The sequence below is a fragment of the Sinomonas humi genome (genome assembly GCF_000802235.1).
Lineage (GTDB): Bacteria > Actinomycetota > Actinomycetes > Actinomycetales > Micrococcaceae > Sinomonas > Sinomonas humi.
The window spans coordinates 137,622-161,834 of record NZ_JTDL01000141.1; the positions used below are offsets into that span (position 1 = coordinate 137,622).

A 24,213-nucleotide genomic window follows, 5' to 3' on the forward strand; every position below is an offset into this window, starting at 1 on the left:
GCCCTCCGCTACGCGTTCAAGGAACTGAGGGCGGCTGCCGCAATGCGGTCGAAGGCGGCGTCCAGTTCCACATCGATGGTCTGCAGCTCCGGGTGCGCCTCGTAGTGGGCCAAGAGGCGTCGCGCGCCCTCGTCGAATGTGATCGTCGTGCGGAATTCGGGGACGAGCGCTCGCAGCTTGGTCGTGTCGAACAGGACCGAATGCGAGCGGTCCCCAAGGAGTCCTGGGCCGAGCGGGGGTTGCAGCCGGGCGATGGTCTCGGAAGCGACATGGACGAAGTCGGGGCTTTCGACCCCCGCCGCATCCGCGAGCCAGCCGTAGATCTGGTTCCATGTCGGGGCATGGTCCCCAGTGATGGTGAAGGCCTCGCCGATGGCATCGGGATGGCCGAGCAAACCGGTGAAGCCCACCGCGAAGTCCTCGCTGTGGGTGAGCGTCCACAGGCTCGTGCCGTCCCCATGGATCAAGACCGGCTTCCCCGCGCGCATCCGGGCGACGTCGGTCCACCCGCCGAGGTTGGGGAACAGGCGGTGATCGTAGGTGTGCGATGGGCGAACGATCGTGATGGGCAGGGCCCGTTCCCGGAATGAGTTCACGAGAAGGTCTTCGCACGCGATCTTGTCCCGTGAGTACTGCCAGAACGGATTGCGCAGGGGAGTGGACTCCGTGATCGGGAGGCGGCGCGGAGGCTTCTCGTAGGCCGAAGCCGAGCTGATGAAGACGTACTGGCCCGTCCTGCCCTCGTACAGCTCGATGTCGGTGGCCACCTGGTCGGGGGTGAAGGCTACGAACTGGGCGACGACGTCGAACTCCCGGTTCCCCAAGGCGTCCCGCACCGACTGCCGGTCCCGCGCGTCGGCCGTGACACTCTGGGCCCCGTCGGGGAGGGGCTGCCGTCCGGTGCCTCGGTTGAGTACGGTGACCGAGTCTCCTCGCTCAAGGGAACGGGCCACGCAGGCCGCGCTGATGGTGCCGGTTCCACCGATGTAGAGGATGCTCTTTCCGGACATGGGTTTCCTCCTGATTGAGCGAACGAATGTGCCAGTCTCCACAGCGGGAGCGGGAACGATCTGGGCCGCCGAGATGGCCGTACCGTATCGCCGAATTGGAGAGCCTGTCCACATTTTGTTAGCCTTGTTAACAATATGTCTATCGCCAGGAGTGCCATGACCGCCCACCCGCGCAAGGGGCTCGTGCTCGCCATCTGCTGCATGAGCCTGCTCATCGTCTCGTTGGACGCCACGGTCGTGAACGTGGCGCTGCCCTCGATTCGGCGCGACCTCGACACCACTGTCTCAACGCTGCAGTGGACCATCGATGGGTACACCGTGGCCATCGCGAGCTTCCTGCTCCTCGCGGGATCCGCCGCGGACCGGATAGGCCGGCGTCGGGTCTTCCAGACCGGGCTGGTGACTTTCGGCGTCGCCTCGCTGCTGTGCAGCCTCGCACCGACAATCCACCTGCTCATCCTCTTCCGCATCCTGCAGGGCATCGGCGGCTCAATGCTCAACCCGGTCGCGATGTCGATCATCACCAACATCTTCACCGAGCGCCGCGAGCGGGCTCGCGCCGTCGGCGTCTGGGGCGCCGTCGTCGGTGTCTCCCAAGCCTTCGGGCCGCTCGTCGGCGGCTACCTCACCGAGCACGTCGGGTGGCGCTCGATCTTCTGGATCAACGTCCCCATCGCGATCCTTGCCATTGTGCTGACCTCGCTGTTCGTGCCGGAGTCGAAGGCTCCGCGCGCCCGCAGCATCGATCCGGTGGGGCAGGTGCTCGTCATCGTCGGGCTCGCCTCACTGGTCTACGCCCTCATCGAGGGCCCCGGCCAGGGGTGGGGCTCACCCGTCATCGTCGCGCTCATTGTGGTCGCAGCCGCCGCGGTTGCGGCGCTCATCGGCTACGAGCGCAGGCTCGAGGAGCCCTTCCTCGACATGCGGTTCTTCCATTCCGTGCCGTTCTCCTCGGCGACCCTGTGCGCCGTCCTGGCCTTCGGGGCCTATGCAGCCTTCCTCTTCGTCAACGCGCTCTACCTCCAGCAGGTCCGCGGCTATTCGCCCTTCGCCACCGGGCTCTACATGCTGCCGCTCGCCGCCTGCACCCTGGTAGCCTCGCTCAATTCCGGGCGCATGGTCGCCCGCTTCGGCACCCGTCCTTCGCTCATGATCGCAGGCGGCATGCTGTGCGCGAGCGGGATCAGCCTCACGTTCCTGCGGTCCGACACGCCGTACTCCGTGCTGTTGGTCTCCTATGTGCTCTTCGGCCTCGGGTTCGGGACCGTCAACGCTCCCATCACGACGACGGCAGTCGGCGGCATGCCGCTCTCCCAGGCCGGCGTGGCCGCGGGCGTCGCCTCGACGAGCCGCCAGGCCGGCACGTCCATCGGCGTCGCGCTTGCGGGGACCCTGACCGGTGCGGGCGCGAGCGCCGTGATCGGCCCGTCCTTCACGGGTGACACCCATCCGTTGTGGTGGGCGGTCGCAGGTGCAGGGCTCGCCGTGCTTGTCATCGGCTACGTCTCCACGACGCCTTGGGCGCACCGTTCGAGCGAGGCGGTGCGGCTCCTCTTCGAGGGCAGGGGTGAGCGGGCGTCGGTTTAGTGGTGGGCGTGGTCGGGCGCCGCGCCAACTGCTGCGGCACACCACACCACCCGCTACTGTCGAAGCAGCCTGCGAAGGAGGCCTGACGTGGCTCGCATCTTCATCACCGGTTCCACCCAAGGCCTCGGGCTTGCCGCGGCTCGGACGCTCATAGCGCAGGGGCACGACGTCGTCGTCCACGCCCGCACGGCCCAGCGGGCCGGCGACCTGGGCGAGATTGCGGGCGAAGCCGCGGGGGTCGTCGTCGGCGATCTGGCCGTGCGCGCAGAGACGATCGCGCTCGCGGACGAGGTCAACGAACTGGGCCGGATGGACGCCGTCATCCACAACGCAGGCGTCTACACCGAGTCGCGGCGCGTCGCCACCCCGGAAGGCCACGCGAGAGTGCTCGCCGTCAACGTCCTCGCCCCGTACCTGCTCACGGCCAAGCTTCAGCGCCCGTCCCGCCTGGTGTTCCTCACGAGCGGCATGCACCGCAGCGGCACGGCTTCGCTCGACGACGTCGACTGGCTCACGCGCCGATGGGAGGCCTACCAGGCCTACTCGGACAGCAAGCTGCTCGTGAGTGCGCTCGCCTTCGCGCTCGCCCGGCGCTGGCCCGAAGTCGCGAGCAACGCCGTCGACCCCGGCTGGGTGCCCACCCGGATGGGCGGCCCGAACGCCCCCGACGACCTCGAACAAGGGCACCTCACCCAAGCCTGGCTCGCAGCAGGGGAGGACGACGACGCCCGCACCAGCGGCGGCTACTGGTACCACCAGCGCCGGCGCGAGCCGGCCGCCCCCGTCCGGGATGAAGCGTTTCAGGACGCCGTGGTCGCGAAGCTCGCCGAGCTCACTCGGGTCGACCTGCCGAACTAGGCGCCGTCACGAGCGGCCCGCGCCGCCCTATGGCCCAGACGCCGAGCGCCCAGCAGCTCATGACGATGCCCGCGACCGCGACCCCGGTCCAGCCGCTCGAAGCCCACAGGAGCGCCGAGACCCCCGAGCCGATCGCCCCGCCGATGAAGTTCGTGGTCACGTACGCCGTGTTGAGGCGGCTGCGCCCCTCGTGCGAGAGCGAGAGCAGGCGAGTCTGGTTGAGAACGTTCTGCCCCTGGATCGCAACGTCGAGCAGGAACACGACGAGGACGAGCATCCACACCGACTGTCCTGAGAAGGCAGCGAGCACGAACGAGGCAAGGACGAGCACCCACGCGATACCCGTGACCGGGAGCGACCACCCCTTGTCATGAAGCTTCCCCGCGCGCTGGGCGGTCACGGCTCCAGCGATGCCCACGAGCCCGAACACCCCGATGATCGAGACGGGATAGTGGAACGGCGGGCCTGCGAGCAGGAATGTGAGCGAAGTCCAGAACATCGTGAACGCGGCGAATCCGGTCGTTGACAGCGCGAGCGTCCAGCGCACCGCGCGTTCACGGACGACGACGGCAACCACCGACGCGAGAAGCTTCGGGTACGCGACCCTCGCCTTTCGGTGCAGCGGCGGCAGAGTTCGCCACACGAGTCCCGCGAGGACGACGACGGCGACCGCCGCCGCGGCGTACACGGCTCGCCACCCGCCGAACGTCGCGACGAGACCGCTGATCGCCCGCGAAGCGAGGATGCCGGTCAGGATGCCCGCGACGACCGTCCCGACGATGTGGCCGCGGCTCTTGTCGTCGGCGAGATCGCCCGCGAGCGGCGTGAGGATCTGCCCCGAGATCGTCGTGATGCCCAGCAGGCAGAGGGCCACGAGCAGGAAGACGAACGACGGCGCGAGCGCACACGCAACGAGGACGACCGCCGAGATGAGCATCATGGCGACCGTGAGCCGCCGGCGGTCCAGCACGTCGCCGAGGGGGACGATGAAGAGGATCCCGACGGCATACCCGATCTGGGTTGAGGTCACGAGCCAGCCAGCCGCCGAAGGAGCCGCATGCAGCTGCCCCGCGATGGTGTCGAGGAGAGGCTGCGCCCAATAGAGGTTTGCGACTGCGGCTCCCGACGCGACCGCGAAGAGGAGCGTCAGGCCGCGCGTCATCGAGGGCTGCTGGGCCGGCGGCTTCGCTTGGGTTCGGCTCAAGGCTCTCCTTTCACTCTCGTTTGTTGGTCACGTCCCGCGGGTGTGGTCCCGTTTGTTGGTCACGTCCCGCGGGTGTGACCGTCGGAAGGTGACCAACGAACGAAGCGTCAGCCCCACTTCCCTGTGAGCGTCTCGCTCCTGTCCGTCGCTGGGGCAGGGGTCGGGGAGAGCTCGGAGACTTGGCGCCGCAGCTCGGGAGTCATCTCGACGTCGAGCGCCGCGAGAGATCCTTCGAGCTGTTCGAGATTCCGGGCACCGATGATCGGCGCGGTGACGCCCGGATGACCCATTGCCCAGGCGACGGCGAGGGCGGCAGGCGCGATCCCGGCGTCGTCCGCGAAAGCCGCGAAACGCTCAGCGGTGGTGCGATCGCTCTCCAGTCCATAGCGGTCCGCATAGCGCGCGTTCTCGATCAAGCGCCCGCCCTCGGGCTGCGCTCCGCCGCGGTACTTGCCCGTGAGGAGGCCGCCGCCGAGGGGGCTGTACGTGATGACCCCCATGTTCTCGGCCTGGGCGAGCGGAAGGATCTCGACCTCAGCCTGTCGCTTCGCGAGGTTGTACATCGGCTCGATGAGCTCGAACCGGGCGAGGCCCTCCCGGGCGGAGATGCCGAGTGCGGTTGCGATCTGCCAGGCGGCCCAGTTGCTAACGGCGGGGTAGAGGATCTTCCCCTGCTGCTGAAGGTCGTCGAGCGCCCGCAGTGTCTGCTCGATCGGAGTCCGGGGGTCGAAGGTGTGAAGGAAGTAGAAGTCGATCCGGTCCGTCCCCAAACGCGTCAGGCTCGCCTCGACCGCCTGCATGAGGTGCCGGCGAGAGAGGCCTTGCGCGTTGGGGTCGCCCTTGACGGGGAATCCGACCTTAGACGTGATGACGATGTCGTCGCGCTCGCCGACAGCGAGCTTGCCGAGGATCTCTTCTGAGCGGCCACCGCCGTAGACGTTTGCGGTGTCGAAGAAGTTGATCCCCGCCTCACGGACGCGGCGGTACATTGCCGCGGACGTTTCCTCGTCCGCTTCCGAGCCGAATGACATCGTGCCGAAGCACAGAGGCGAAACCTGGACGCCGGTGGCGCCGACGGTCCTGTAGTCCATGGGTGTCCTTTCTCCGGCAGGCTTATTGCCCGGTACATTGCTGCCCAACACACTCAGCATCCATGCAATCGCCTCGAACACTGAGTCCTGAGGATGGGTCAAACCCGGAGACAAACGTGTTCCGCTGCGGTACGACGTCGGGGCGCCCTGTGGGTTGGACGGAGATGGCCCTTCGGCACTACTGAGTTTCCGCCGCTCGCCACGGATGCCGCTCGGAGCGCGCCTAGTCTCGGTGGACATGACCTCGGATCTGATCGCTCGCCTCACAGAAGCTTCGGGCAACCGTTGGGGACTCGTGACCACAGCTCAGGCAGAAGGGGCTGGTATCAGCCGTAAGCAGATGTCACGTCTGGCCTCTTTGGGCGTCGTCGTCCGGGTTGCCCAAGGCGTCTACCGGATGGCGCCCGCGTGCGACCCCCGGCTCGAGGGGCTCGTCGCGCGGTGGCTCATGCTCACCGCCCCGGTGGAGCCGACGACGGCGACTGGCGCACCTTCCGTCGTCACGGCGGGTGAGAGCGCAGCCCTCCTGCACGGAATCGGCACGATCCGCTCCGGGAACTACGAGTTCATCGTGCCCGAGCGTCGACGGACCCGGCTTTCGAGCGTCGTCCTACGGGCCGATGCCCTCACGCCTGGCGAAGTGACCGTCGTCGACCGTATCCCCACGCTCACGGTCGAGCGCACGATCGCGGATCTCGTCACCACCCGCACGCCTTTGGCGTGGGTCGACCGGATGCTCCGCGAGGCCGTGCGGCAGAAGAAGCTGCTCTCGACCGACAAGTTCGCCCAGTACCTTGCACCACAGGCTTCGGAACACGGACTGCCGCTCGGGGACGGCCGCGCGCTCGCCAAGCTGCTCTTCCAGAGGGCGGGCGTGATCACTATCCCGCCAAAGAATTCTGCTGGGAAAGCCTTCTCCCGAGTGTGATTGCTGAATAGGCTGGAACGCGGCCCCTCAGTAACCTCACACGGAGGATCGTGATGGAATACCGCAATCTCGGCGCCAGTGGCGCCGTCGTCTCTGCTCTCTGCCTCGGCACTATGACCTTTGGCCATGAAGCCGACGAATCGACATCGCATGCGATTCTCGACGACTTCGTCGCTGCGGGAGGGAACTTCATCGATACCGCGGATGTCTACTCGGCCGGAACGTCGGAGGAGATCATCGGCAGGTGGCTCGCGGCGGATCCGGGCCGCCGCGACCAGCTCGTCATCGCAACCAAGGGCCGCTTCCCGATGGGGCAGGGCCCCAACGATCTCGGCATCTCCCGACGGCACCTGCGCACCGCCCTGGACGCGTCGCTGCGGAGGCTCGGCGTCGACCACATCGACCTGTACCAGATGCATGCGTGGGATCCGCTGACGCCTATCGAGGAGACGCTGCGCTTCCTCGACGACGCCGTTGCCTCCGGCAAGATCGGCTACTACGGGTTCTCGAACTTCACGGGCTGGCAGCTCACCAAGGCCGTCTACGAGGCGAAGGCCCACGGCTGGGCGCCCCCGGTCACGCTGCAGCCGCAGTACAGCCTGCTCGTGCGCGGCATCGAGTCGGAAATTGTGCCCGCAGCCCTCGACGCCGGAATGGGGCTGCTCCCGTGGTCCCCGCTCGGTGGCGGCTGGCTGAGCGGGAAGTACCAGCGTGACACCGCGCCTACCGGGGCGACCCGCCTTGGCGAGAACCCGCAGCGCGGCATGGAAGCCTGGGAGCCGCGCAACGCGAAGACCCGCACGTGGGAGATCATCGACGCCGTACGCGAGATCGCGGATGCCCACGGCGTATCGTCGGCCCAGGTCGCGCTGCGTTGGCTCGCGGACCGGCCCGCGGTCACCTCTGTGATCCTTGGGGCGCGCACCCAGGAACAGCTCGCCGACAACCTCAAGGCCGACGCCCTGCAGCTTGAGCAGGAGGAGGTCGAGCGGCTCACGAAGGTCAGCGAGCCCGAGCTCGACGTCTACCCCTATGGCGAGCAGGCCCTCCAGCAGCGGAGCCGCAAGATCGAGGGAGGCCGCTAGACCGGCGGTTTCGCCTCGGGCGGGAGGCCGTGCGTCAGCCGCGCGGCCTCTCGGCTAAGAGGCCGGCCACGCCTCGATCAGGCAGTGGCAGCTCGAATCAGGAATGCGTGACGGTCACGGTCCCGCCGATGTCGGTGATCCGGCCGCCCTGGAAGTCCTGGCAAACGCCGTTCGGAACGGAGTAGACCTCGCTCGTCGGGTAGCCGAGGGCTCCGCTTTCGAATCCGCTGGACTGCCACGCGGCCCGGATCGGCCCAAATGATTCGTGGGCTCCCGAGGCCGGCGAGGAGACAACCGCTCCGCCTTGGTAGTTCTGGTAGGAGCCGCCGTTCACCAGCCCCGTGACAACTTCAGTGGTGGGGTAGGCCAGGACGCCGTGTTCGAATCCGGTGGCCTGCCACTCCGAGCGGATGGCCCCGACCGACTCGTGGGTTCCCGACGCCGGCGAGGAGACGATGGCACCGCCTTGGTAGTTCTGGTAGGAGCCCCCATTCATGAGGCCGGTAACCAGTCCGGTGCTGGGGTAGCCCAGAACGCCGCCCTCGAAGCCGAGCTGCTGCCATTCAGTGCGGATGGGGCCCGCCGACTCCTGAGCCCCAGTGGCAGGGGACCAGACGATCGCGCCGCCCTGGTAGTTCTGGTAGACGCCGCCGTCGCGCAGGCCGCCGACCTCGTCCGTCGTCGGGTAGCCCATGACCCCGTTCTCGAAGCCGAGCGCGGCCCACTCATTGCGGATGGCACCGTGGGAGACCTGCAGAGTGTGCCAAGGCGTCGAGATGATGGCGCCGTACTGGTAGTTGCGGTAGAAGCCGCCGTCGCGGATGGGCATGACCGCACTTGTAGCGCTGCCAAGCCCCCAGCTCGCCGCCTTCGTGTCCATTTCGCCACTGAGCGTGCCCGGTGCGTAGACCCTGACCCAGTCGACGTACATCTGAGTCGGGGTCGTAGGTGTTCCATTGGGGAACCAGTCGAGCTGCAGCGCCTGATGCATCGACTCGGCGGGGATGTCGGCCGGGTTGGTGTCGCGGAACCACTCGACCCCGTCGATGTAGCCGATGATTCCCGTCGGCGACCAGTCCACGGCGTAGTTGTGCCACTGGGTGGTGTCGATAACTTTAGTCGCCTCGGTCTGGAAGTTGCTCCCGGAGCAGGCGTGGTGAAGGAAGAAGTGGATGTTCGTCGCGTCGTTCTGGCCCTCGGCGTAGTCAGTCTCCGCGCACGTGGGCGAGTTGTTGGAGTCCGGCCAGAGAAGCATCACGGGGTGGTACTTCGGGTCTCTAGCCGAGGTCCGCATCCTGGCCTCCCACCGCCCGTACTCCTGCCGAGCGAACTTGGCGGAAAGGCCGCCCGTGGTCCCGTTGGCGTTCCCGGAGATGGTGAGCATGCCGTTTGCCACAGTGACCGCGGAGGGCGAGCGGAGGCCCTGACCGGCATTTCCGGCCGAGTTGTAGACGTTCCAGAGGAGCGGGTTGGGCACCGTGCCTGCGTTGAACTCGTCGCCCGCGACGACGGGCCCCCACCCTTGGGTGACCGCGGCCTGGGTTCCGTCGGATGCCGCTGCGTAGCTCGGCTGCGCTGGTGCAACCCAGCCTGAGAGCAGAAATGTGCCCACGACGGCCACCGCTGTGGCCCATCTCCTTGCCATGCGGCCGAGCGTACAAGCGCGGTCCGCGGGATCTCGGGATTGACGCGAGCGGCGAGTCGGCAAGCCCTTATGGCTGGGTGGCGATCCGGCGGGGGGACCGCCGCCCAGCCGTTGCTCGGGACGCTCAGACCGTCTCGGGCTTCCGCGCACCGAGGATCGGCGCGAAGAAGGCTCCCAGTTCGGCGGTTGCCGTGAGGGGCAGGATGTTCGCCACGTACTGATCCGGGCGCACGACGACGACGACCCCACCGCGGTCGATTCCGCGCACGTCGAAGATGTCGGCCTTCGGATCGGTCGCGTAGACCTTCTCGAGGTAGGTGAGCTTGAAGGGGCCGACCTCGGGCTTGAACACCGAAGGCACGGCGTTGATGTCGACGTTCTTGTGGTCCTGCTGGTAGATCACCTTGACGTCGAACCAAGCGTCGCGGTCGGCGCCAGCGGGGGTCGCGGCGAGCGGGGAGTCCGGGCCCGTTTCGAGCCATTCCGCGAAGTCGGCTACCGGTGAGGCCGCTCCCGCCGGGGCGGCGTCAGCGAACACATAGACCCGCCACCGGCCATCAGCGCTCGCCTGATGTCCGAGCTGCAGAGGGTTTGTATCGCAGACCCGCACCACGGGCGCGGACTTGAAGCGCTTGCCGATCGGGAAGCCGGTCGCGAGGTCCTGGTGCTTCGGCTCGGCGATGAGCAGGGACGGCGCGTACTGCGTCATGAAGCCGGCGGGGAACTCTGCCGTCCGCACGTAGAAGTCCTCGAGTTCGGCGGGATTCTCGAACTCCTCGGGCTTCTTCGCCATGAGGGTCGACCATTCCTTGTCGAAGTCGATGAGGTTCTTCGCAATGACCTGCCGCTCCGCCGAGTAGGTGGAGAGGAGGCTCTCGGGGCTGCGGCCCTCGAGGACGTGGCCGAGCTTCCAGCCGAGGTTGAAGCCGTCCTGCATCGAGACGTTCATGCCCTGGCCGGCCTTGGCGCTGTGGGTGTGGCACGCATCGCCCGTGATGAAGACGCGCGGTGTGCGGGTCCCGAGCTGCTCGGGCAGGACGTCGTCGAAGCGGTCTGTGAGGCGGTGGCCCACTTCGTAGACGCTGTGCCACGCGACGTTGCGCACCTCGACGGTGTAGGGGTGCATGATTTCGTTGGCCTTGGCGATGATCTGCTCGATCGTCGTCTTGCGCACGGCGCCGTTGTCGTCCGCCGCGACCTCGCCGAGGTCGACGTACATGCGGAAGAGATGCCCTCCCTCGCGGGGAATGAGGAGGATGCTGCCGCTCTCGGCCTGAATCGCACACTTCTCGCGGATGTCGGGGAAATCGGTCACGGCGAGGACGTCCATTACTCCCCACGCATGGTTGGCCTGATCGCCAGCGAGGGTGCAGCCGATCGACTGCCGCACCTTGCTGCGCGCGCCGTCGGCTCCCACGACGTACTTGGCGCGAACCGTGCGCTTCTGGCCCTCGAGCTGTCCGGCGGTGTGCACCAAGGTGACGGCCACCGGGTACTCGCCTTCGCCGTCGACCTCAAGACCACGGAATTCGTAGCCGTAGTCCGGCTTCATTCGGGAAGGCGAGTTCGCCATGAACTCGGCGAAGTAGTCGAGGACGCGGGCCTGGTTGACGATGAGGTGAGGGAATTCGCTGATGCCCATCTCGTCGTCGACCGCCCGGCCGCCGCGGATGATCCGCGACGGGTCGGAGGGGTCCGGCTTCCAGAACGCCATCTCGGTGATGTGGTACGCCTCTGCAGTGATCCGCTCGGCGAAGCCGAAGGCCTGGAACGTCTCGACGCTGCGCGCCTGAATGCCATCCGCCTGGCCGATCACGAGCCTGCCCCCACGACGCTCGACGATCCGCGTCGTGATGTCGGGGAACTGGGAGAGCTGCGCGGCCGTGATCATGCCCGCGGGACCCGTCCCCACGATGAGCACGTCGACCTGGTCCGGAAGGTCCTCTGGACGATCGATGCCGACGCCGGCGGCTGGCTGGATACGCGGGTCACCGGAGACGTATCCGTGGTGGTGGAACTGCACGGGCTTTCCTCACTTCGTTGTGGCTGGCTGTCGCCATTCGCTCATGTTCGATAATGGAACAGCAAGTTCTAATATCGCTCACTATGGTAGGGCTCACACCCGTGGCTCTTCAAGCCCCTGTCTGCGGGCCCTCGCCTGATGACCCGCAGACGAGAAAAGACAAGGAGGACGACGACGGCGCCTCTCGCCGTCGTCGTCCTCCTTGTCTTCTTGCTGGCTCGGTCTTTTCGGTAGCTCGCCGAAGTCGAGCGGTGCGGCCTAGCGGTGCTTGACACCCGTCTGCGCGTTGGGTGCGAGCGTCGGTTCCTTGACCGCGACGTCGCCGAGGGCCTCGTCGATGGCCTTGAGGACGTCGTCGCTCAGTTCGACGCCGGAGGCCGAAGCATTCGAATGGACCTGTTCCGGCCGCGAGGCGCCCGTGATCGCGGAGGCGAGCTCGCTCCGGCGGAGGACCCAAGCGAGTGCCATGGTCGGAAGGCTGATGCCCGCGCCCTCCGCGATCGGCACGAGGCGCTGGACCGCCTCGAGGATCGGATCCGTGATGAGCCTGTCCTTCGAAACGTTCATGGTCTCGCTCGCGAATCGGCTGTCCGAGGGGATCGGCTGCCCCGGCTTGTACTTGCCGGTGAGGACGCCTTGGGCGAGCGGCGACCACACGATCTGGGAGATGCCGTTCGCCGCGCACAGCGGGAACACCTCGGCCTCGGGTGCCTGCCACAGCATGGAGTACTGCGGCTGGGACGAGACGAAGAGATCCGGGCCTGCGATGTCGATCGCGGCCTGAATCTGTTCGGGGGTCCACTCGCTGAATCCGAGGTAGCGGGCCTTGCCCTGCTCGACGACCTTCTGGAACGCCTCGACCGTCTCCTCAATGGGCACCGAGGCGTCGAAGCGGTGAGCCTGGTAGAGGTCCACGTAGTCGGTCTGCAGGCGGGTCAAGGAGGCGTCGATCTGCTTCGCGATCTGATCGGCCGAGAGGCCGGAGTCGGTATCGGACATTTCGCCGAACACCTTGGTCGCGAGGATGTACGAGTCGCGCGGGTGCTTCGAGAGGATTTCGCCCCAGGCCGTTTCGGCTGCTCCGCGACCGTACACGTTCGCCGTGTCGAAGAAATTGATGCCGGCGTCGAAGGCCGCTTCGGTGCAGGCTCGGGTCTGCTCGGCCTCGACACCGCCCGAGAACGTGAGCCAGGAGCCGAGTGAGATCTCGGAGACTTCGAGGTCGGAACTGCCGAGTTTGCGGTAGCGCATGAGGGTGTTCTCCTGATCGAGCTTTGCTGACGTATCTATGAGTACGCCCGTTGGGCTGAGCGGAGGAAGGTTCTCTCAGACCTACTCACAGGTGGCTCGAACGCAAAAGGGGGTCGCGTTCCCGCCCGGTTGTGTTTTCCCAATCAGTGCAGGGCGCTGCGTGTCGCGAAAACGCCTCGTGTCCCGGGGTCAGAAGTGGGCTGGACCGGGTTCGTCTGGAGACCTCAGAGAGGTTCTTCCGTTCATCGGAAGAACCTCTACCCCTAGCCGCGTCTCGCCCCTAGCCTGAAGCAACCGGCCCGCGCGTCGCTGTTCGCATTACGAACAGTTGTACAGGAGGCGAACGTCCGTTACCCTCGAAGAGGAGACGGTGCCGCACGCGGGGCACTCAGCAAGGAAGCTAGAGGAGGAACTATGGGCGAGCCCGTCAAATCGTCCGACGCAGCCGCTGACAATCAGGCGATCGTCAGCCAGGAGATTCGGGACATCGAAGAGGGCTACCGAGCGGCTCGCGCCGCCGGCCAACCCGCGGAGGTCCAGCCGCGCGTCGACTACCCCCCGTATCGCAGCTCGATCCTGCGGCACCCCACCAAGAGCCTGCACCACGCAGACCCCGAGACGATCGAGCTCTACAGCCCGGCGTTCGGGCATCAGGATGTGCATGCGCTCGAGTCGAACCTGACCATCCAGCACGGCGGGGAGCCGCTGGGCGAGCGGATGGTCCTGCGGGGCAAGGTGCTCGACGGCAATGGCCGCCCGGTTGCGGGCCAGCTCGTCGAGATCTGGCAGGCGAACTCCGCGGGCCGCTACATCCACAAGCGCGACCAGCACCCCGCGCCGCTCGATCCGCACTTCACGGGCGTGGGCCGCTGCATCACGGGCCCGGACGGTTCGTACGAGTTCCTCACGATCAAGCCCGGTGCCTACCCGTGGAAGAACCACCTGAACGCCTGGCGCCCGGCGCACATCCACTTCAGCCTCTTCGGCACGGAGTTCACCCAGCGGATCGTCACCCAGATGTACTTCCCGGGCGACCAGCTCTTCCCGCTGGACCCGATCTACCAATCGATCGTCGATCAAGACGCGCGGGAGCGCCTTGTGGCCCGCTACAACCATGACCTCACCTCGCCTGAATGGGCCTTGGGGTACGAGTGGGACATCGTCCTCACGGGCCCGAAGCGGACATGGACCGAGAACGAGGCGTACGGAGAGCAGGGCGATGATGAGCACTGAAAAGCCGGTGAGCACTGAGAAGCTGACCCCCACCCCCGGCCAGACGGTCGGCCCCTTCTTCGGCTACGCGCTGCCGTTCGAGAAGGGCGGCGAGCTCGTCCCGGCGGGCAGCCCGAACAGCATCAAGCTCCACGGCACGGTTTTCGACGGCAATGGCGCTCCCATTCCAGACGCGCTCGTCGAGATCTGGCAAGCCGACTCGAACGGCAACATCCCGAACGAGACCGGCTCGCTCGTCCGTGACGGCTACACGTTCACGGGCTGGGGCCGCACCCCGGTCGGCAACACGGGCAAGTACGTCTTCTCGACGGTCAATCCCGGCCCGACCGAGCCCGGCAAGGCGCCGTTCTTCGCGGTCGCCGTCTTCGCGCGCGGCCTCATGAACCGCCTCTTCACGCGCGTCTACCTGCCAGAGGACACGGAGGCGCTCGAGAACGACGCCCTCTTGAGCTCGCTTGAGCCCGCGCGCCGCAAGACGCTGATTGCTGAGCGTCTTGCCGACGGCTCGCTCCACTGGGACATCCGCCTCCAGGGCGAGGACGAGACCGTGTTCCTCGATTTCCACGCCGAGGGCTGAGAAACGATGACGGATCCCGCCGCCAGCACCAGCCGTTTTGCCGTGCCGCCCTTCGATCCTGCGGATCGGGGCCTGCTGTCCCCGGCTTGGGCCGACCCGGCCATCTCGGGAGTGACGGGCGACGACGCGATTGTCGCCGCGATGCTCGAACTCGAGGCATCGTGGGCGGAGACGCTCGAGGCGGCGGGCCTCGCCACGGCGGGGGCTGGCAGCGCTGTCCGGGACGCCGTCAGGCAGGGCACGACGGCGGGAACGTACGACGGCGCGCGGCTCGCCGAAGCTTCGCAGGGCGGCGGCAACCCCGTCATCCCGCTGGTCAAGGCGCTCCGCGAGGCGACCTTGGAGCCGGGAAAGGCCGCCGTCCACAAGGGCCTCACGAGTCAGGACGTGCTCGATTCGGCGCTCATGCTGATCGCGAAGCGGGCAGTCGCAGGGATCCTCGCGGACCTGAGCCCGGCCGCCGAGGCGCTTGCCACGCTCGCCGATCGCTACCGGTCCACGCCCCAAGTGGCCCGGACGCTCACCCAGCACTCGCTGCCCTCGAGCTTCGGGCTCAAGGCCGCAAACTGGCTGCAAGGGGTCGCGCACGCCGAGTCGCGGCTCGCCTCGCTGGGCTTCCCCGTGCAGTGCGGGGGAGCCGCGGGAACGAACGCCTCCCTCGTCGCCCTTGGCGGCGAACCGGCCGCTCTTGCCGCTGACTGGGCAGAGCGCTGCGGCCTTGATGCCGCCGTTGCGCCCTGGCAGTCATTCCGCGGCCCTGTCACGGACCTCGGCCACGCGCTTGCATCGGTGACCGCGGCCGCTGGGCACGTGGCGAACGACGTCATGCTGCTCGCCCGTCCCGAGATCGCGGAACTCGGCGAGCCGCTCGCGGAGGGCCGCGGGGGATCCTCGGCGATGCCGCAGAAGCAGAACCCGGCCCTTTCGGCGCTCATCCGTTCGGCCGCGCTGCAGGCGCCAGCCCAGACGATGCAGCTCGAGATGGCCGCGGCCCTGAGCGAGGACGAACGCACCGGCGGCGCTTGGCACAGCGAGTGGGCCTCCCTCCGGGAGCTCTTGCGCCTTGCGGGCGGGGCGGCGACGTCGCTCCGCGAGCTCGTCGAGGGGCTGCGCGTGTTCCCGGATCGGATGCGCCGCAATCTCGACCTGACCGGGCCGCTGCTCGTGAGCGAGCGCCTCATGCTCGAGCTCTCCCCTGAGGCAGAGGGGGGACGCTCGGGCGTCCAGCGTGCCGTCGACGCCGCGCTGCAGGCAGGAAGCGACCCCGCCGATCAGGCGCGCGTCCTGCGCAAGGAGCTGCGCGCCGTCGTGCGCTCAGATGGCGCCGAAGAAGACTTCGACGCCCGGCTCGACGAGCTGCTCGACCCCGCCGGATACCAGGGCGACGCGGCCGGGATCGTCGACCGGATCCTGAAGACCTACGAAGAAACCGCGGCCGAGCGCCGCCACGACCCGCAACGAAAGAAAGGAACGCGACAGACGTGAGCGTGCCACAGATCCGTGCCGTGCGGCTTTCCCCGCGGGAGCAGCTGGGCGAGAAGGAGCTCGTAGTCCTGGGGCCGTCGCTCGGGACGTCGACGGTCATGTGGGACGCGGTCGCGCGCCTCCTCGGGGAGGACTACGACGTCCTTGGATGGGACCTCCCGGGCCACGGCGTCTCTCCCGCTGCGGAACCCGGCACGGCCTTCAGCGTCGCCGATCTTGCGGACGCCGTCGTCGGACTCGTCGACTCGATCGCCCCCGGGGCGAGGTTCCACTACGCTGGCGACTCCGTGGGAGGTGCCACGGGCGCGGAACTCGCTCTGCGCCACCCTGACCGCCTGTTGAGCCTCGCGATGTTCTGCTCGTCGGCGCGCTTCAACGGCGCTGAGGGCTACGCCGAGCGCGCCGAGCTCGTCGCCAAGCAGGGCACGGCGGTCCGCCTCCAGGCCTCCGCCGAGATCTGGTTTGCGCCCGGCTTCCTCGGCGAGCACCCGAGCGAATCATCGCGGCTACTGCACACCCTCCGCGACGCCGATCGCTTCGGATACGCCGCCGTCTGCCGCGCGATCGCCGCCTACGACGTCCGCGACCGCTTCGGCGAGATCGCCGTCCCGTTCCTCGCCGTCGCAGGCGAGTACGACTCCGTGTGCCCATTCTCGGACGCCCAATGGATGGCCGAACACGCGCAGCGGGGGGCCGCCGTCGAACTCCCCGGAGTTGCCCACATCGCGCCGACCGAGAATCCCGCCGCCGTCGCCGAGCTGCTGCGCAAGCACTTCGCGACCGCCTACGAGAACGAGGGTGCGGAGTGAGCGCGCAGCAGGTGGGGGAGAACTGGAAGGACGACGCGCGGGCCGGCGCCGTCCAGCCCGACGCCACCCAGCGCGCGCTGTACGACGGCGGCATGGAGGTCCGGCGGGAGGTGCTCGGCGCCGCGCACGTCGACCGGGCGAACGCGAACACGGACGAGTTCACTGCCGAGTTCCAGAACATGATCACCCGCATCGCATGGGGAGGCATCTGGACCAGGCCGGGCCTGAGCCGCCAGATGCGTTCGGTCGCCGTGCTCACGGCCATGATCGCCCACGGCCACTGGGACGAGTTCGCCATGCATGTGCGCGCCGCCCTTCGCAATGGGCTCACGCGCGACGAGATCAAGGAAGTCATCCTGCAGTCCGCCATCTACTGCGGGGTCCCGTCCGCCAATACGGCGTTCAAGGTGGCGCAGAAGACTCTGGCTGACGTCGACGCAGAAGACAGCGACGCAGCAAACAATAAGGAACAACAGTGACTGAAGCATTTGTGTACGACGCCGTTCGAACCCCGTTCGGAAAGTTCGGCGGCGGCCTCGCTGCCGTCCGCCCCGACGACTTGGCCGCGCACATCGTCCGCGCCATCGTCGATCGTGCTCCGGGCCTCACCGCTGAGGCTCTGGAAGCCGGTGCCCTTGACGAGGTCATCTTAGGCAACGCGAACGGCGCCGGTGAGGAGAACCGCAACGTCGCCCGCATGGCCACGCTCCTCGCGGGCCTCCCGACGTCGATCCCCGGCACGACCGTCAACCGGCTTTGCGGTTCGTCGCTCGATGCCGCGATGATCGCCTCGCGCCAGATCGCGGTGGACGACGCCGACGTCGTCCTGGTGGGCGGCGTCGAATCGATGAGCCGTGCGCCGTGGGTGCTCCCGAAGACCGAGAAGCCGTATCCGGCCGGGGACCTGAAGCTCTCCTCGACGACGCTCGGCTGGCGCCTCGTGAACCCCAAGATGCCCTCGGAATGGACCGTCTCCCTCGGTGAGGCCACTGAGCAGCTGCGCGAGCGGCATGCGATCGGCCGCGACCGGCAGGACGAGTTCGCCGCCCGCTCGCACAACCTTTCGGACAAGGCATGGAACGACGGCTTCTACGATGACCTCGTCGTACCCGTACCTGGCACGGACCTCACCCGCGACGAGGGCATCCGGCCTGGCTCGAGCGCCGAGAAGCTTGCGGGCCTGCGGACGTCGTTCCGCCCCGACAATGGCGACCGCTCCGGCTCGACCACGGGCGGTACCGTGACGGCGGGCAACGCCTCACCGCTTTCGGACGGCGCGTCCGCTGTGCTCCTCGGCTCCGAGGCGGCGGCCGGGACGATCGGCCTCGAGCCCATCGCCCGCATCGCGGGCCGCGGCGCCGCCGCGAACGAGCCGCAGTTCTTCGGCTTCGCCCCAGTCGAGGCCGCCAACCGCGCTCTCGCCAAGGCAGGCATCACGTGGGACCAGGTCGGCGCCGTCGAGCTCAACGAGGCGTTCGCGGCGCAGTCGCTCGCGTGCCTCGACGCGTGGAAGATCGACCCCGAGATCGTGAACCAGCACGGCGGGGCCATTGCGATGGGCCATCCTCTCGGAGCGTCCGGTGGCCGCATCCTGGGGACGCTCGCGCGCAGCCTGCAGCGCAGCGGTGAGCGCTGGGGCGTCGCTGCCATCTGCATCGGGGTGGGTCAGGGGCTCGCCGTGGTGCTCGAGAACGTGACTGCTGCAAAGCAGAGTGCAGAGTAAGGGGCCGGGCAGATGTTGGAATTCAAGGACACCGTCGCCGAGGCCGTCGCAGGGGTTCAGGACGGCTCGACGGTCATGATCGGCGGCTTCGGCAATGCCGGGCAGCCGTTCGAGCTCATCGACGCATTGCTGCAGAGCGGCGCGCGTGATCTCACGGTCGTCAACAACAACGCGGGCCAGGCCGACGAGGGCCTCGCGCTCCTCATCAAGGAGGGCCGCGTCCGCAAGATGATCTGTTCGTTCCCACGGCAGAGCGACTCGTGGCACTTCGACGCGAAGTACCGCGCGGGGGAGATCGAGCTCGAGCTCGTCCCGCAGGGCAACCTCGCGGAGCGCATCCGCGCTGCAGGGGCCGGGATTGGCGGATTCTTCACGCCGACCGGCTACGGCACCATGCTCGCGGAGGGCAAGGAGACGCGATTCCTAGACGGCAAGTGGCAGGTCTTCGAGACGCCGATCCATGCTGATGTCGCCCTCATCAAGGCGCTCAAGGCGGACGGCAAGGGCAACCTCGTGTACCGCAAGACGGCGCGGAACTTCGGCCCGATCATGGCCGCGGCCGCGAAGCAGACCATTGCGCAGGTGTCCGAGGTCGTGCCCGTCGGCGGCCTTGACCCCGAGAACGTCGTGACGCCGGGCATCTATGTCAACACGATCGTGAAGGTGGGCTGAGAGCATGAGTGAGATTTCGACGTCGTCCGCGACTCAGGACGCGGCCAACTACGGCGGCACGCCCAAGAGCAGCGACACCCCGCTCGGCCGCGACGACCTCGCTCGACTGGTGGCGCGGGACATCGCTCCGGGCTCGTTCGTGAACCTCGGCATCGGCCAGCCGACTCTCGTCTCGAACTACCTGACCGCCGAGCAGAACATCACGCTCCACACGGAGAACGGGATGCTGGGCATGGGGCCGGAGGCCAAGGGCGCGGAGATCGACCCGGACCTCATCAACGCCGGCAAGATCCCCGTTACCGAGCTGCCGGGGGCGAGCTACTTCCACCACGCAGATTCGTTCGCGATGATGCGCGGGGGCCACCTCGACGTGTGTGTGCTCGGCGCGTTCCAGGTCTCCGCGAAGGGAGACCTCGCGAACTGGCACACTGGTGCGCCCGACGCGATCCCCGCCGTCGGGGGAGCGATGGACCTCGCGACCGGTGCGAAGGACGTCTACGTCATGATGACGCTGCTCAGCAAGGACGGGAAGTCCAAGCTCGTCCCCGAGTGCACATACCCGATCACGGGCGTGGGTTGCGTGACGAGGGTGTACACGGACAAGGCGGTCTTCCTCATCACGGACGACGGCGTGCGCGTGCGGGAGACGTTCGGCATCACCTTCGAGGAGCTCGAGCAGCTCGTGGACGTCCCACTGCTCGCTGGCTGAGAACGTAGTGTTGCGATGACCGTCCCTTGGAGGCATGTTCGGTGCTCACGAAGAACGGTTATGCCTTCGAGGGACGACTGTGCTGGTGTGCGGCTGCTCGTGTTGGTGAGGGACATCGGAGACGCGGAAGGGTGGAACGGTGATGGGTGAGGCGGCGTCAGCGCCCGGCGACCAGTTCGTGCAGTCCCTTGCGCGTGGACTCGCCGTCGTCCGCGCGTTCGACGCTGAGCATCAGGAGATGACGCTCTCCGAAGTCGCCGCCCGCACCGACCTGACCCGCGCGACGGCGCGACGATTCCTGCACACGCTCGTGGAGCTCGGGTACATGCGCACCGATGGGCGCCTCTTCGCGCTCACCCCCCTCGTGCTGCAGCTCGGGTACGCGTACCTCTCGGGGCAGCGGCTGCCCGAACTCGCGCAGCCGTTCCTCGAGGACCTCTCGCACCGCGAGGGCGAATCCACGTCGATGGCCATCCTCGATGGGACGGACATCGTGTACCTCGCACGGATCCACACGCGGCGCATCATCTCCGTCGGGATCTCACCCGGAACCCGATTCCCGGCGCACGCCACGTCGATGGGACGCGTCCTGCTCGCGGCCCTCTCGCCCGGCGACCTCGAAGCGTACTTCGCCACCGCTCGCCTCGAGCCGCTCACGCCCCGCACCCTCACGTCGCGTGAGGCGATCGAAGCGGAGCTGACGCGGGTACGGGCGCAGGGATACGCCGTCGTCGACCAGGAGCTCGAGGTGGGCCTGCGCTCGCTGGCCGTCCCCCTGCAAGGTGCGGACGGTCGCACGCTCGCAGCGATCAACCTCGCCCTGTCCGCGCGGCTCGAGGGAGCCGAGGACAGGGACGCGGACGTACAGCGCCTCGTGCCGGAGCTGCGAAAGACGGCGGCTGGAATCGCGGACGCCGCACGCGCCGCAGGGGTGGGCTAAAGCCCTAGCCCGCTCCGTCGGCTCTTCCCTTCTCGCCTCCCAGAATTGTTGGATTAACCCGGGTTGGATCCCCGACCCATCGGAAGCCAACAATCCCGGGCAGGAGGAACACCGTGGCTCTTCTCGACGCAGCAATCTGGGGCGGCAGGATCAACGTCGGCGGCTGGGTCGAGTCGACGGGCGGCGTCTCCGACATCGTCGAGCCAGCGACAGGGCAGGTTCTCGGCACCGCTGGAATCGCGAACCGAGAAGACGTCCTGAGCGCAGCGGCGTTGGCTGCTGATTCGCAAGCTGGCTGGGCGGCCGCGAAGCCCGAGGAACGCGCCGCCGTCCTGCGCCGCGCGGGGCAGCTGTGGGAAGAGCACGGCGCCGAGATCCAGAACTGGATAGTCCGTGAGGCCGGCAGCATCCCGCCCAAGGCCGCCCTCGAGACGCACCTCGCAGCAAATGAATGCTATGAGGCCGCCGCCCTGCCCTCCCACCCGCACGGTGAGGTGCTTCCTTCGGACGAGAACCGGTGGTCCTTCGCACGGCGCCGTCCGGCCGGCGTCGTCGGTGTGATCGCTCCGTTCAACTTCCCGCTGGTCCTCGCAATCCGCTCGGTCGCCCCCGCCCTCGCACTCGGCAACGCGGTCCTCCTCAAGCCCGATCCTCGTACAGCCGTCAGCGGCGGCGTGGCCCTCATGCGGATCTTCGAGGAGGCTGGGCTGCCCGCCGGGGTGCTCTCGCTCCTTCCTGGAGACGCTCCCGTCGGGGCCGCGGTCGTCGAAGCACCCGAGGTCGCTACCATCTCCTTCACCGGATCGACCGAAGCCGGCCGCAAGGTTGGTGCCCTCGGCGCGCGACTGCTCAAGCGGGTCCACCTCGAACTCGGCGGCAACAGCGCGCTCATCGTCCTCCCCGGCGCCGACCTGACGAAGGCGGCATCGGCTGGAGCCTTCGGTTCCTTCATGCATCAGGGCCAGATCTGCATGACCACCGGGCGGCACTTCGTGCACGAGTCCCTGTACGACGACTACGTCGCCGAACTCTCGGCCAAGGCCGACAACCTGCCCGTCGGCGACCCGACGGCCGCAGAAGTGGCGCTCGGGCCGGTGATCGACGAACGGCAGCGCGACAAGATCGACGGCATCGTGCAGGAGGCCGTGGTTCAGGGCGGCAGGCTGACGGCGGGCGGTACCTACGAGGACCTGTTCTACCGGCCGACCGTCCTCGCCGACCTCGCGCTCGACAACCCCGCGTTCGTCGAGGAGATCTTCGGGCCGGTCGCACCCGTTACGAGGTTCTCCTCGGTCGACGAGGTGGTTGGGATGGTGAACGCGAACGAGTACGGCCTGTCCGTGGGGATCATCGGCGACCTCGGGATGGCCATGAAGATCGCCGACCGGGTTCGCTCGGGCAAGGTGCACATCAACGAGCAGACGGTTTCGGACGAGGCCAATGCGCCGTTCGGAGGTGTCGGCGTCTCGGGCACAGGCTCGCGCTTCGGCGGGGCAGCGGCCAATATCGAGGCCTTCACGGAGGTCCAATGGCTCACGATGCGGCCGGACGTTCCGCAATACCCGTTCTGAACCCGTTCTGAGCCGTTCTGACCCGCCCGACGCGGGGTGCCTGGCGCCGAGCCGCGCGTTCCAGCCCACTTCTGTTCGCCGAGGGGCCGGACACGCCGACGTTTTCGCCGCGACACGGCCTCGGCGCGGGCAGAAATGGGCTGGAGCGCGGCGTAGGGCCGCGGCGCGGGGCTCGGGCTGGAGCGCGCGGGCGGCCCGGATCAGGCGAGGCGCAAGAAGGCGTCGAGGATCCGGAACGCGCTCTCGGCGCGCCGCAGGGGGTTGGGCCACTCCTGGAGCCTGTCGAGCAAGGTGCCGTTGTGGCTGAGCCGCCGGCGTGCACGGCCGAGCGCTGAGCGGGCGATGGCGACATCGCCCGGGTGGCGCAGGATCGGCTGCGTCAGGCCCTGCATCGAGCGGAGCCCGACGGCCAGGGCGTTCGCTTCCTTCTGGCGCCCGGCCGCTCGGTGCTGGCGGAGTTCGTCCGCGAACTCGTCCCACACTTTGCCCGCGGCGATGCGGGCTACTTCGGTTCGGGCTTCGCTGTCGCTGAGCCCTTGGCCGACGAGCACGAGCCGGAGCCTCTCCCAGCGGGAGACGAGGTCCTCATCGACCGGCGGCTGCGGAGGAACCTTTTGAGATGGCTGGTGATTCGAGGGGTGGGCCCGAAGGGAACGCGAACGGGAGGTTTCGGCTTCGGAGGGCAGGGCGTGAAGTCGGGGACGAACAGTGGCGGGGGTGTCGGCGAACATGCCGTTTCCTTTCCACGGCCGCGCCACCGTCATTGGGGCGGGCCAAAATACATCGAACTCTGTCCGCGGGAACCGCTGCCTGATCCCCAGCTGAGGGCGGACGGCGCATCCTTCGGCCTCGCACTCTGAGGACCCTTGGGACAGCACCTCCATCAGGATCCCAGATGTGAGGTCGGCCACTATAGGGCTAAAAGTCCCTATTCCGCCTGATTGAGGTGAATATCGGGCGAGTCGCGACGAACTGGACCCGCGCGTACGACGCAGACCACTGACTTTGGTCCCTAGCCTTCCGGCCTCGCTCGATCCCAGACTGGGAACTTGCTGCTCGGTGAAGGGCTTGTCTCTCGCCGGGCGTCGCGCGTGGGGGCGTCGCGGATCAAGGGGAGTTATCGAAGCGATGGGAGACGGTCTCGGCATGACAACAACCGCAGTGGAAGGCACCCGGGTCGACGCGATCCGGGTGTTCATCCTGGATGATCACGAGCTCGTGCGTCAGGGCCTTCGTGACCTGCTCGAGCATGAGGGGATGGACATCGTCGGGGAGAGCGATTCTGCCCATGAAGCGGGGCGCCGGATCCCGGCTCTGAAGCCTGATGTCGCCGTGCTGGACGGGCGGCTGTCCGATGGCACTGGGATCGAGGTCTGCCGGGAGGTGCGCTCTGTGGATCCACGGATCCGCTGCCTCATCCTCACGAGCTACGACGACGACCAAGCCCTCCGTGCTGCGATCCTGGCCGGCGCCTCGGGCTATATCCTCAAGCAGATCCGCAACCACGATCTCGCCAACGCGATTCGGCGAGCGGCCAAGGGCGAATCCCTCTTCGACCCGATCCTGCGCGATGCCGCGCTCAAGGGGATGGTGGCAGGCGCCATGTCCGACCCGCGTCTGGACGTTCTGAGCCCTCAGGAGCGCCGAGTCCTTGAGCTCATCGGCCACGGGCTGACGAATCGTCAGATCGGCGAGGAGCTTCGGCTCGCGGAGAAGACGGTCAAGAACTACGTCTCGTCGATGCTAGCCAAGCTGGGCTTCGAGCGCCGGACGCAGGCCGCCCTCTACCTCGCCCAGACCGGACAGGCATAA

At 67.7% G+C, this 24,213-nt stretch carries 22 protein-coding genes; 15 read left to right on the forward strand and 7 right to left on the reverse strand.

The genetic code is table 11. The features are described 5' to 3' along the window. Positions 1-8: 8 nt before the first annotated feature. A complete protein-coding gene (locus LK10_RS16320; protein WP_043125863.1) occupies positions 9-1,010 on the reverse strand; it encodes an SDR family oxidoreductase in 1,002 nt (333 codons plus the stop codon). A 156-nt stretch (positions 1,011-1,166) separates the two neighbouring features. Here LK10_RS16320 and LK10_RS16325 point away from each other — a divergent pair, with 156 nt between their 5' ends. Next, positions 1,167-2,597: an MFS transporter gene (locus LK10_RS16325; protein WP_043125867.1), complete on the forward strand. Its 1,431-nt coding sequence runs from the start codon at positions 1,167-1,169 to the stop codon at positions 2,595-2,597. 87 nt (positions 2,598-2,684) lie between these two features. Then, the gene (locus LK10_RS16330) at positions 2,685-3,455 is read left to right on the forward strand and encodes an SDR family NAD(P)-dependent oxidoreductase (protein WP_043125869.1); all 771 of its coding nucleotides are present in this window, start codon (positions 2,685-2,687) and stop codon (positions 3,453-3,455) included. Here the strand turns inward: LK10_RS16330 and LK10_RS16335 are convergent. Next, positions 3,430-4,659, reverse strand: a complete 1,230-nt coding sequence (locus LK10_RS16335) for an MFS transporter (protein ID WP_231567807.1) — start codon at positions 4,657-4,659, stop codon at positions 3,430-3,432. The two genes, LK10_RS16330 and LK10_RS16335, sit on opposite strands and share 26 nt — an antisense overlap. A 107-nt stretch (positions 4,660-4,766) precedes the next feature. Next, complete coding sequence (locus tag LK10_RS16340; protein ID WP_043125871.1) at positions 4,767-5,750, reverse strand: aldo/keto reductase; 984 nt, start codon at positions 5,748-5,750, stop codon at positions 4,767-4,769. A 238-nt stretch (positions 5,751-5,988) separates the two neighbouring features. Between LK10_RS16340 and LK10_RS16345 the strand changes: the two genes are divergently transcribed. Both LK10_RS16345 and LK10_RS16350 read left to right on the forward strand, forming a co-directional pair. Further along, positions 5,989-6,678 (forward strand): type IV toxin-antitoxin system AbiEi family antitoxin domain-containing protein, encoded by a 690-nt coding sequence (locus tag LK10_RS16345; protein WP_043125873.1) that lies wholly within the window; start codon positions 5,989-5,991, stop codon positions 6,676-6,678. 53 nt (positions 6,679-6,731) lie between these two features. Then, the gene (locus LK10_RS16350) at positions 6,732-7,763 is read left to right on the forward strand and encodes an aldo/keto reductase (RefSeq protein WP_043125876.1); all 1,032 of its coding nucleotides are present in this window, start codon (positions 6,732-6,734) and stop codon (positions 7,761-7,763) included. A 97-nt stretch (positions 7,764-7,860) separates the two neighbouring features. Here the strand turns inward: LK10_RS16350 and LK10_RS22735 are convergent, their stop codons facing one another. The 3 genes from LK10_RS22735 to LK10_RS16370 all read right to left on the reverse strand — a co-directional run bounded on the left by LK10_RS22735 (position 7,861) and on the right by LK10_RS16370 (position 12,682). After that, positions 7,861-9,408, reverse strand: a complete 1,548-nt coding sequence (locus tag LK10_RS22735) for a family 16 glycosylhydrolase (protein ID WP_231567808.1) — start codon at positions 9,406-9,408, stop codon at positions 7,861-7,863. Between the two features lie 124 nt (positions 9,409-9,532). Further along, on the reverse strand, positions 9,533-11,431 hold the full coding sequence (locus LK10_RS16365) for an FAD-binding monooxygenase (protein WP_043125877.1): 1,899 nt from the start codon (positions 11,429-11,431) through the stop codon (positions 9,533-9,535). Positions 11,432-11,689: 258 nt separating this feature from the next. Continuing rightward, positions 11,690-12,682 (reverse strand): aldo/keto reductase family protein, encoded by a 993-nt coding sequence (locus LK10_RS16370; protein WP_043125880.1) that lies wholly within the window; start codon positions 12,680-12,682, stop codon positions 11,690-11,692. A gap of 414 nt (positions 12,683-13,096) precedes the next feature. Here LK10_RS16370 and pcaH point away from each other — a divergent pair, with 414 nt between their 5' ends. From pcaH to LK10_RS16420, 10 genes are all read left to right on the forward strand, one after another. Beyond that, complete coding sequence (gene pcaH, locus LK10_RS16375) at positions 13,097-13,915, forward strand: protocatechuate 3,4-dioxygenase subunit beta (RefSeq protein ID WP_052207479.1); 819 nt, start codon at positions 13,097-13,099, stop codon at positions 13,913-13,915. Further along, a complete protein-coding gene (pcaG, locus tag LK10_RS16380; protein WP_231567809.1) occupies positions 13,902-14,492 on the forward strand; it encodes a protocatechuate 3,4-dioxygenase subunit alpha in 591 nt (196 codons plus the stop codon). Before pcaH ends, pcaG begins: the two co-directional genes overlap by 14 nt. Positions 14,493-14,498: 6 nt before the next feature. Then, entirely contained in the window at positions 14,499-15,977 is a 1,479-nt protein-coding gene (locus tag LK10_RS16385; RefSeq protein WP_052207480.1) for a lyase family protein, read from the forward strand. Then, positions 15,974-16,786 (forward strand): alpha/beta fold hydrolase, encoded by an 813-nt coding sequence (locus LK10_RS16390; protein WP_043125883.1) that lies wholly within the window; start codon positions 15,974-15,976, stop codon positions 16,784-16,786. Before LK10_RS16385 ends, LK10_RS16390 begins: the two co-directional genes overlap by 4 nt. Next, positions 16,783-17,265, forward strand: a complete 483-nt coding sequence (pcaC, locus tag LK10_RS16395; RefSeq protein ID WP_231567810.1) for a 4-carboxymuconolactone decarboxylase — start codon at positions 16,783-16,785, stop codon at positions 17,263-17,265. Before LK10_RS16390 ends, pcaC begins: the two co-directional genes overlap by 4 nt. Beyond that, on the forward strand, positions 17,262-18,509 hold the full coding sequence (locus LK10_RS16400) for a thiolase family protein (protein WP_043125884.1): 1,248 nt from the start codon (positions 17,262-17,264) through the stop codon (positions 18,507-18,509). Before pcaC ends, LK10_RS16400 begins: the two co-directional genes overlap by 4 nt. Before the next feature lie 12 nt (positions 18,510-18,521). After that, positions 18,522-19,181, forward strand: a complete 660-nt coding sequence (locus tag LK10_RS16405) for a 3-oxoacid CoA-transferase subunit A (protein WP_043125887.1) — start codon at positions 18,522-18,524, stop codon at positions 19,179-19,181. A 4-nt stretch (positions 19,182-19,185) separates the two neighbouring features. Then, on the forward strand, positions 19,186-19,890 hold the full coding sequence (locus LK10_RS16410; RefSeq protein ID WP_081998616.1) for a 3-oxoacid CoA-transferase subunit B: 705 nt from the start codon (positions 19,186-19,188) through the stop codon (positions 19,888-19,890). Between the two features lie 142 nt (positions 19,891-20,032). Further along, positions 20,033-20,830: an IclR family transcriptional regulator domain-containing protein gene (locus LK10_RS16415; protein ID WP_043125890.1), complete on the forward strand. Its 798-nt coding sequence runs from the start codon at positions 20,033-20,035 to the stop codon at positions 20,828-20,830. 113 nt (positions 20,831-20,943) lie between these two features. After that, complete coding sequence (locus tag LK10_RS16420; RefSeq protein WP_043125892.1) at positions 20,944-22,401, forward strand: benzaldehyde dehydrogenase; 1,458 nt, start codon at positions 20,944-20,946, stop codon at positions 22,399-22,401. 200 nt (positions 22,402-22,601) lie between these two features. Here LK10_RS16420 and LK10_RS16425 read toward each other — a convergent pair whose 3' ends face one another. Then, complete coding sequence (locus tag LK10_RS16425) at positions 22,602-23,132, reverse strand: hypothetical protein (RefSeq protein WP_043125894.1); 531 nt, start codon at positions 23,130-23,132, stop codon at positions 22,602-22,604. A 415-nt stretch (positions 23,133-23,547) separates the two neighbouring features. Here LK10_RS16425 and LK10_RS16430 point away from each other — a divergent pair, with 415 nt between their 5' ends. After that, positions 23,548-24,213, forward strand: a complete 666-nt coding sequence (locus LK10_RS16430) for a response regulator transcription factor (protein ID WP_052207493.1) — start codon at positions 23,548-23,550, stop codon at positions 24,211-24,213.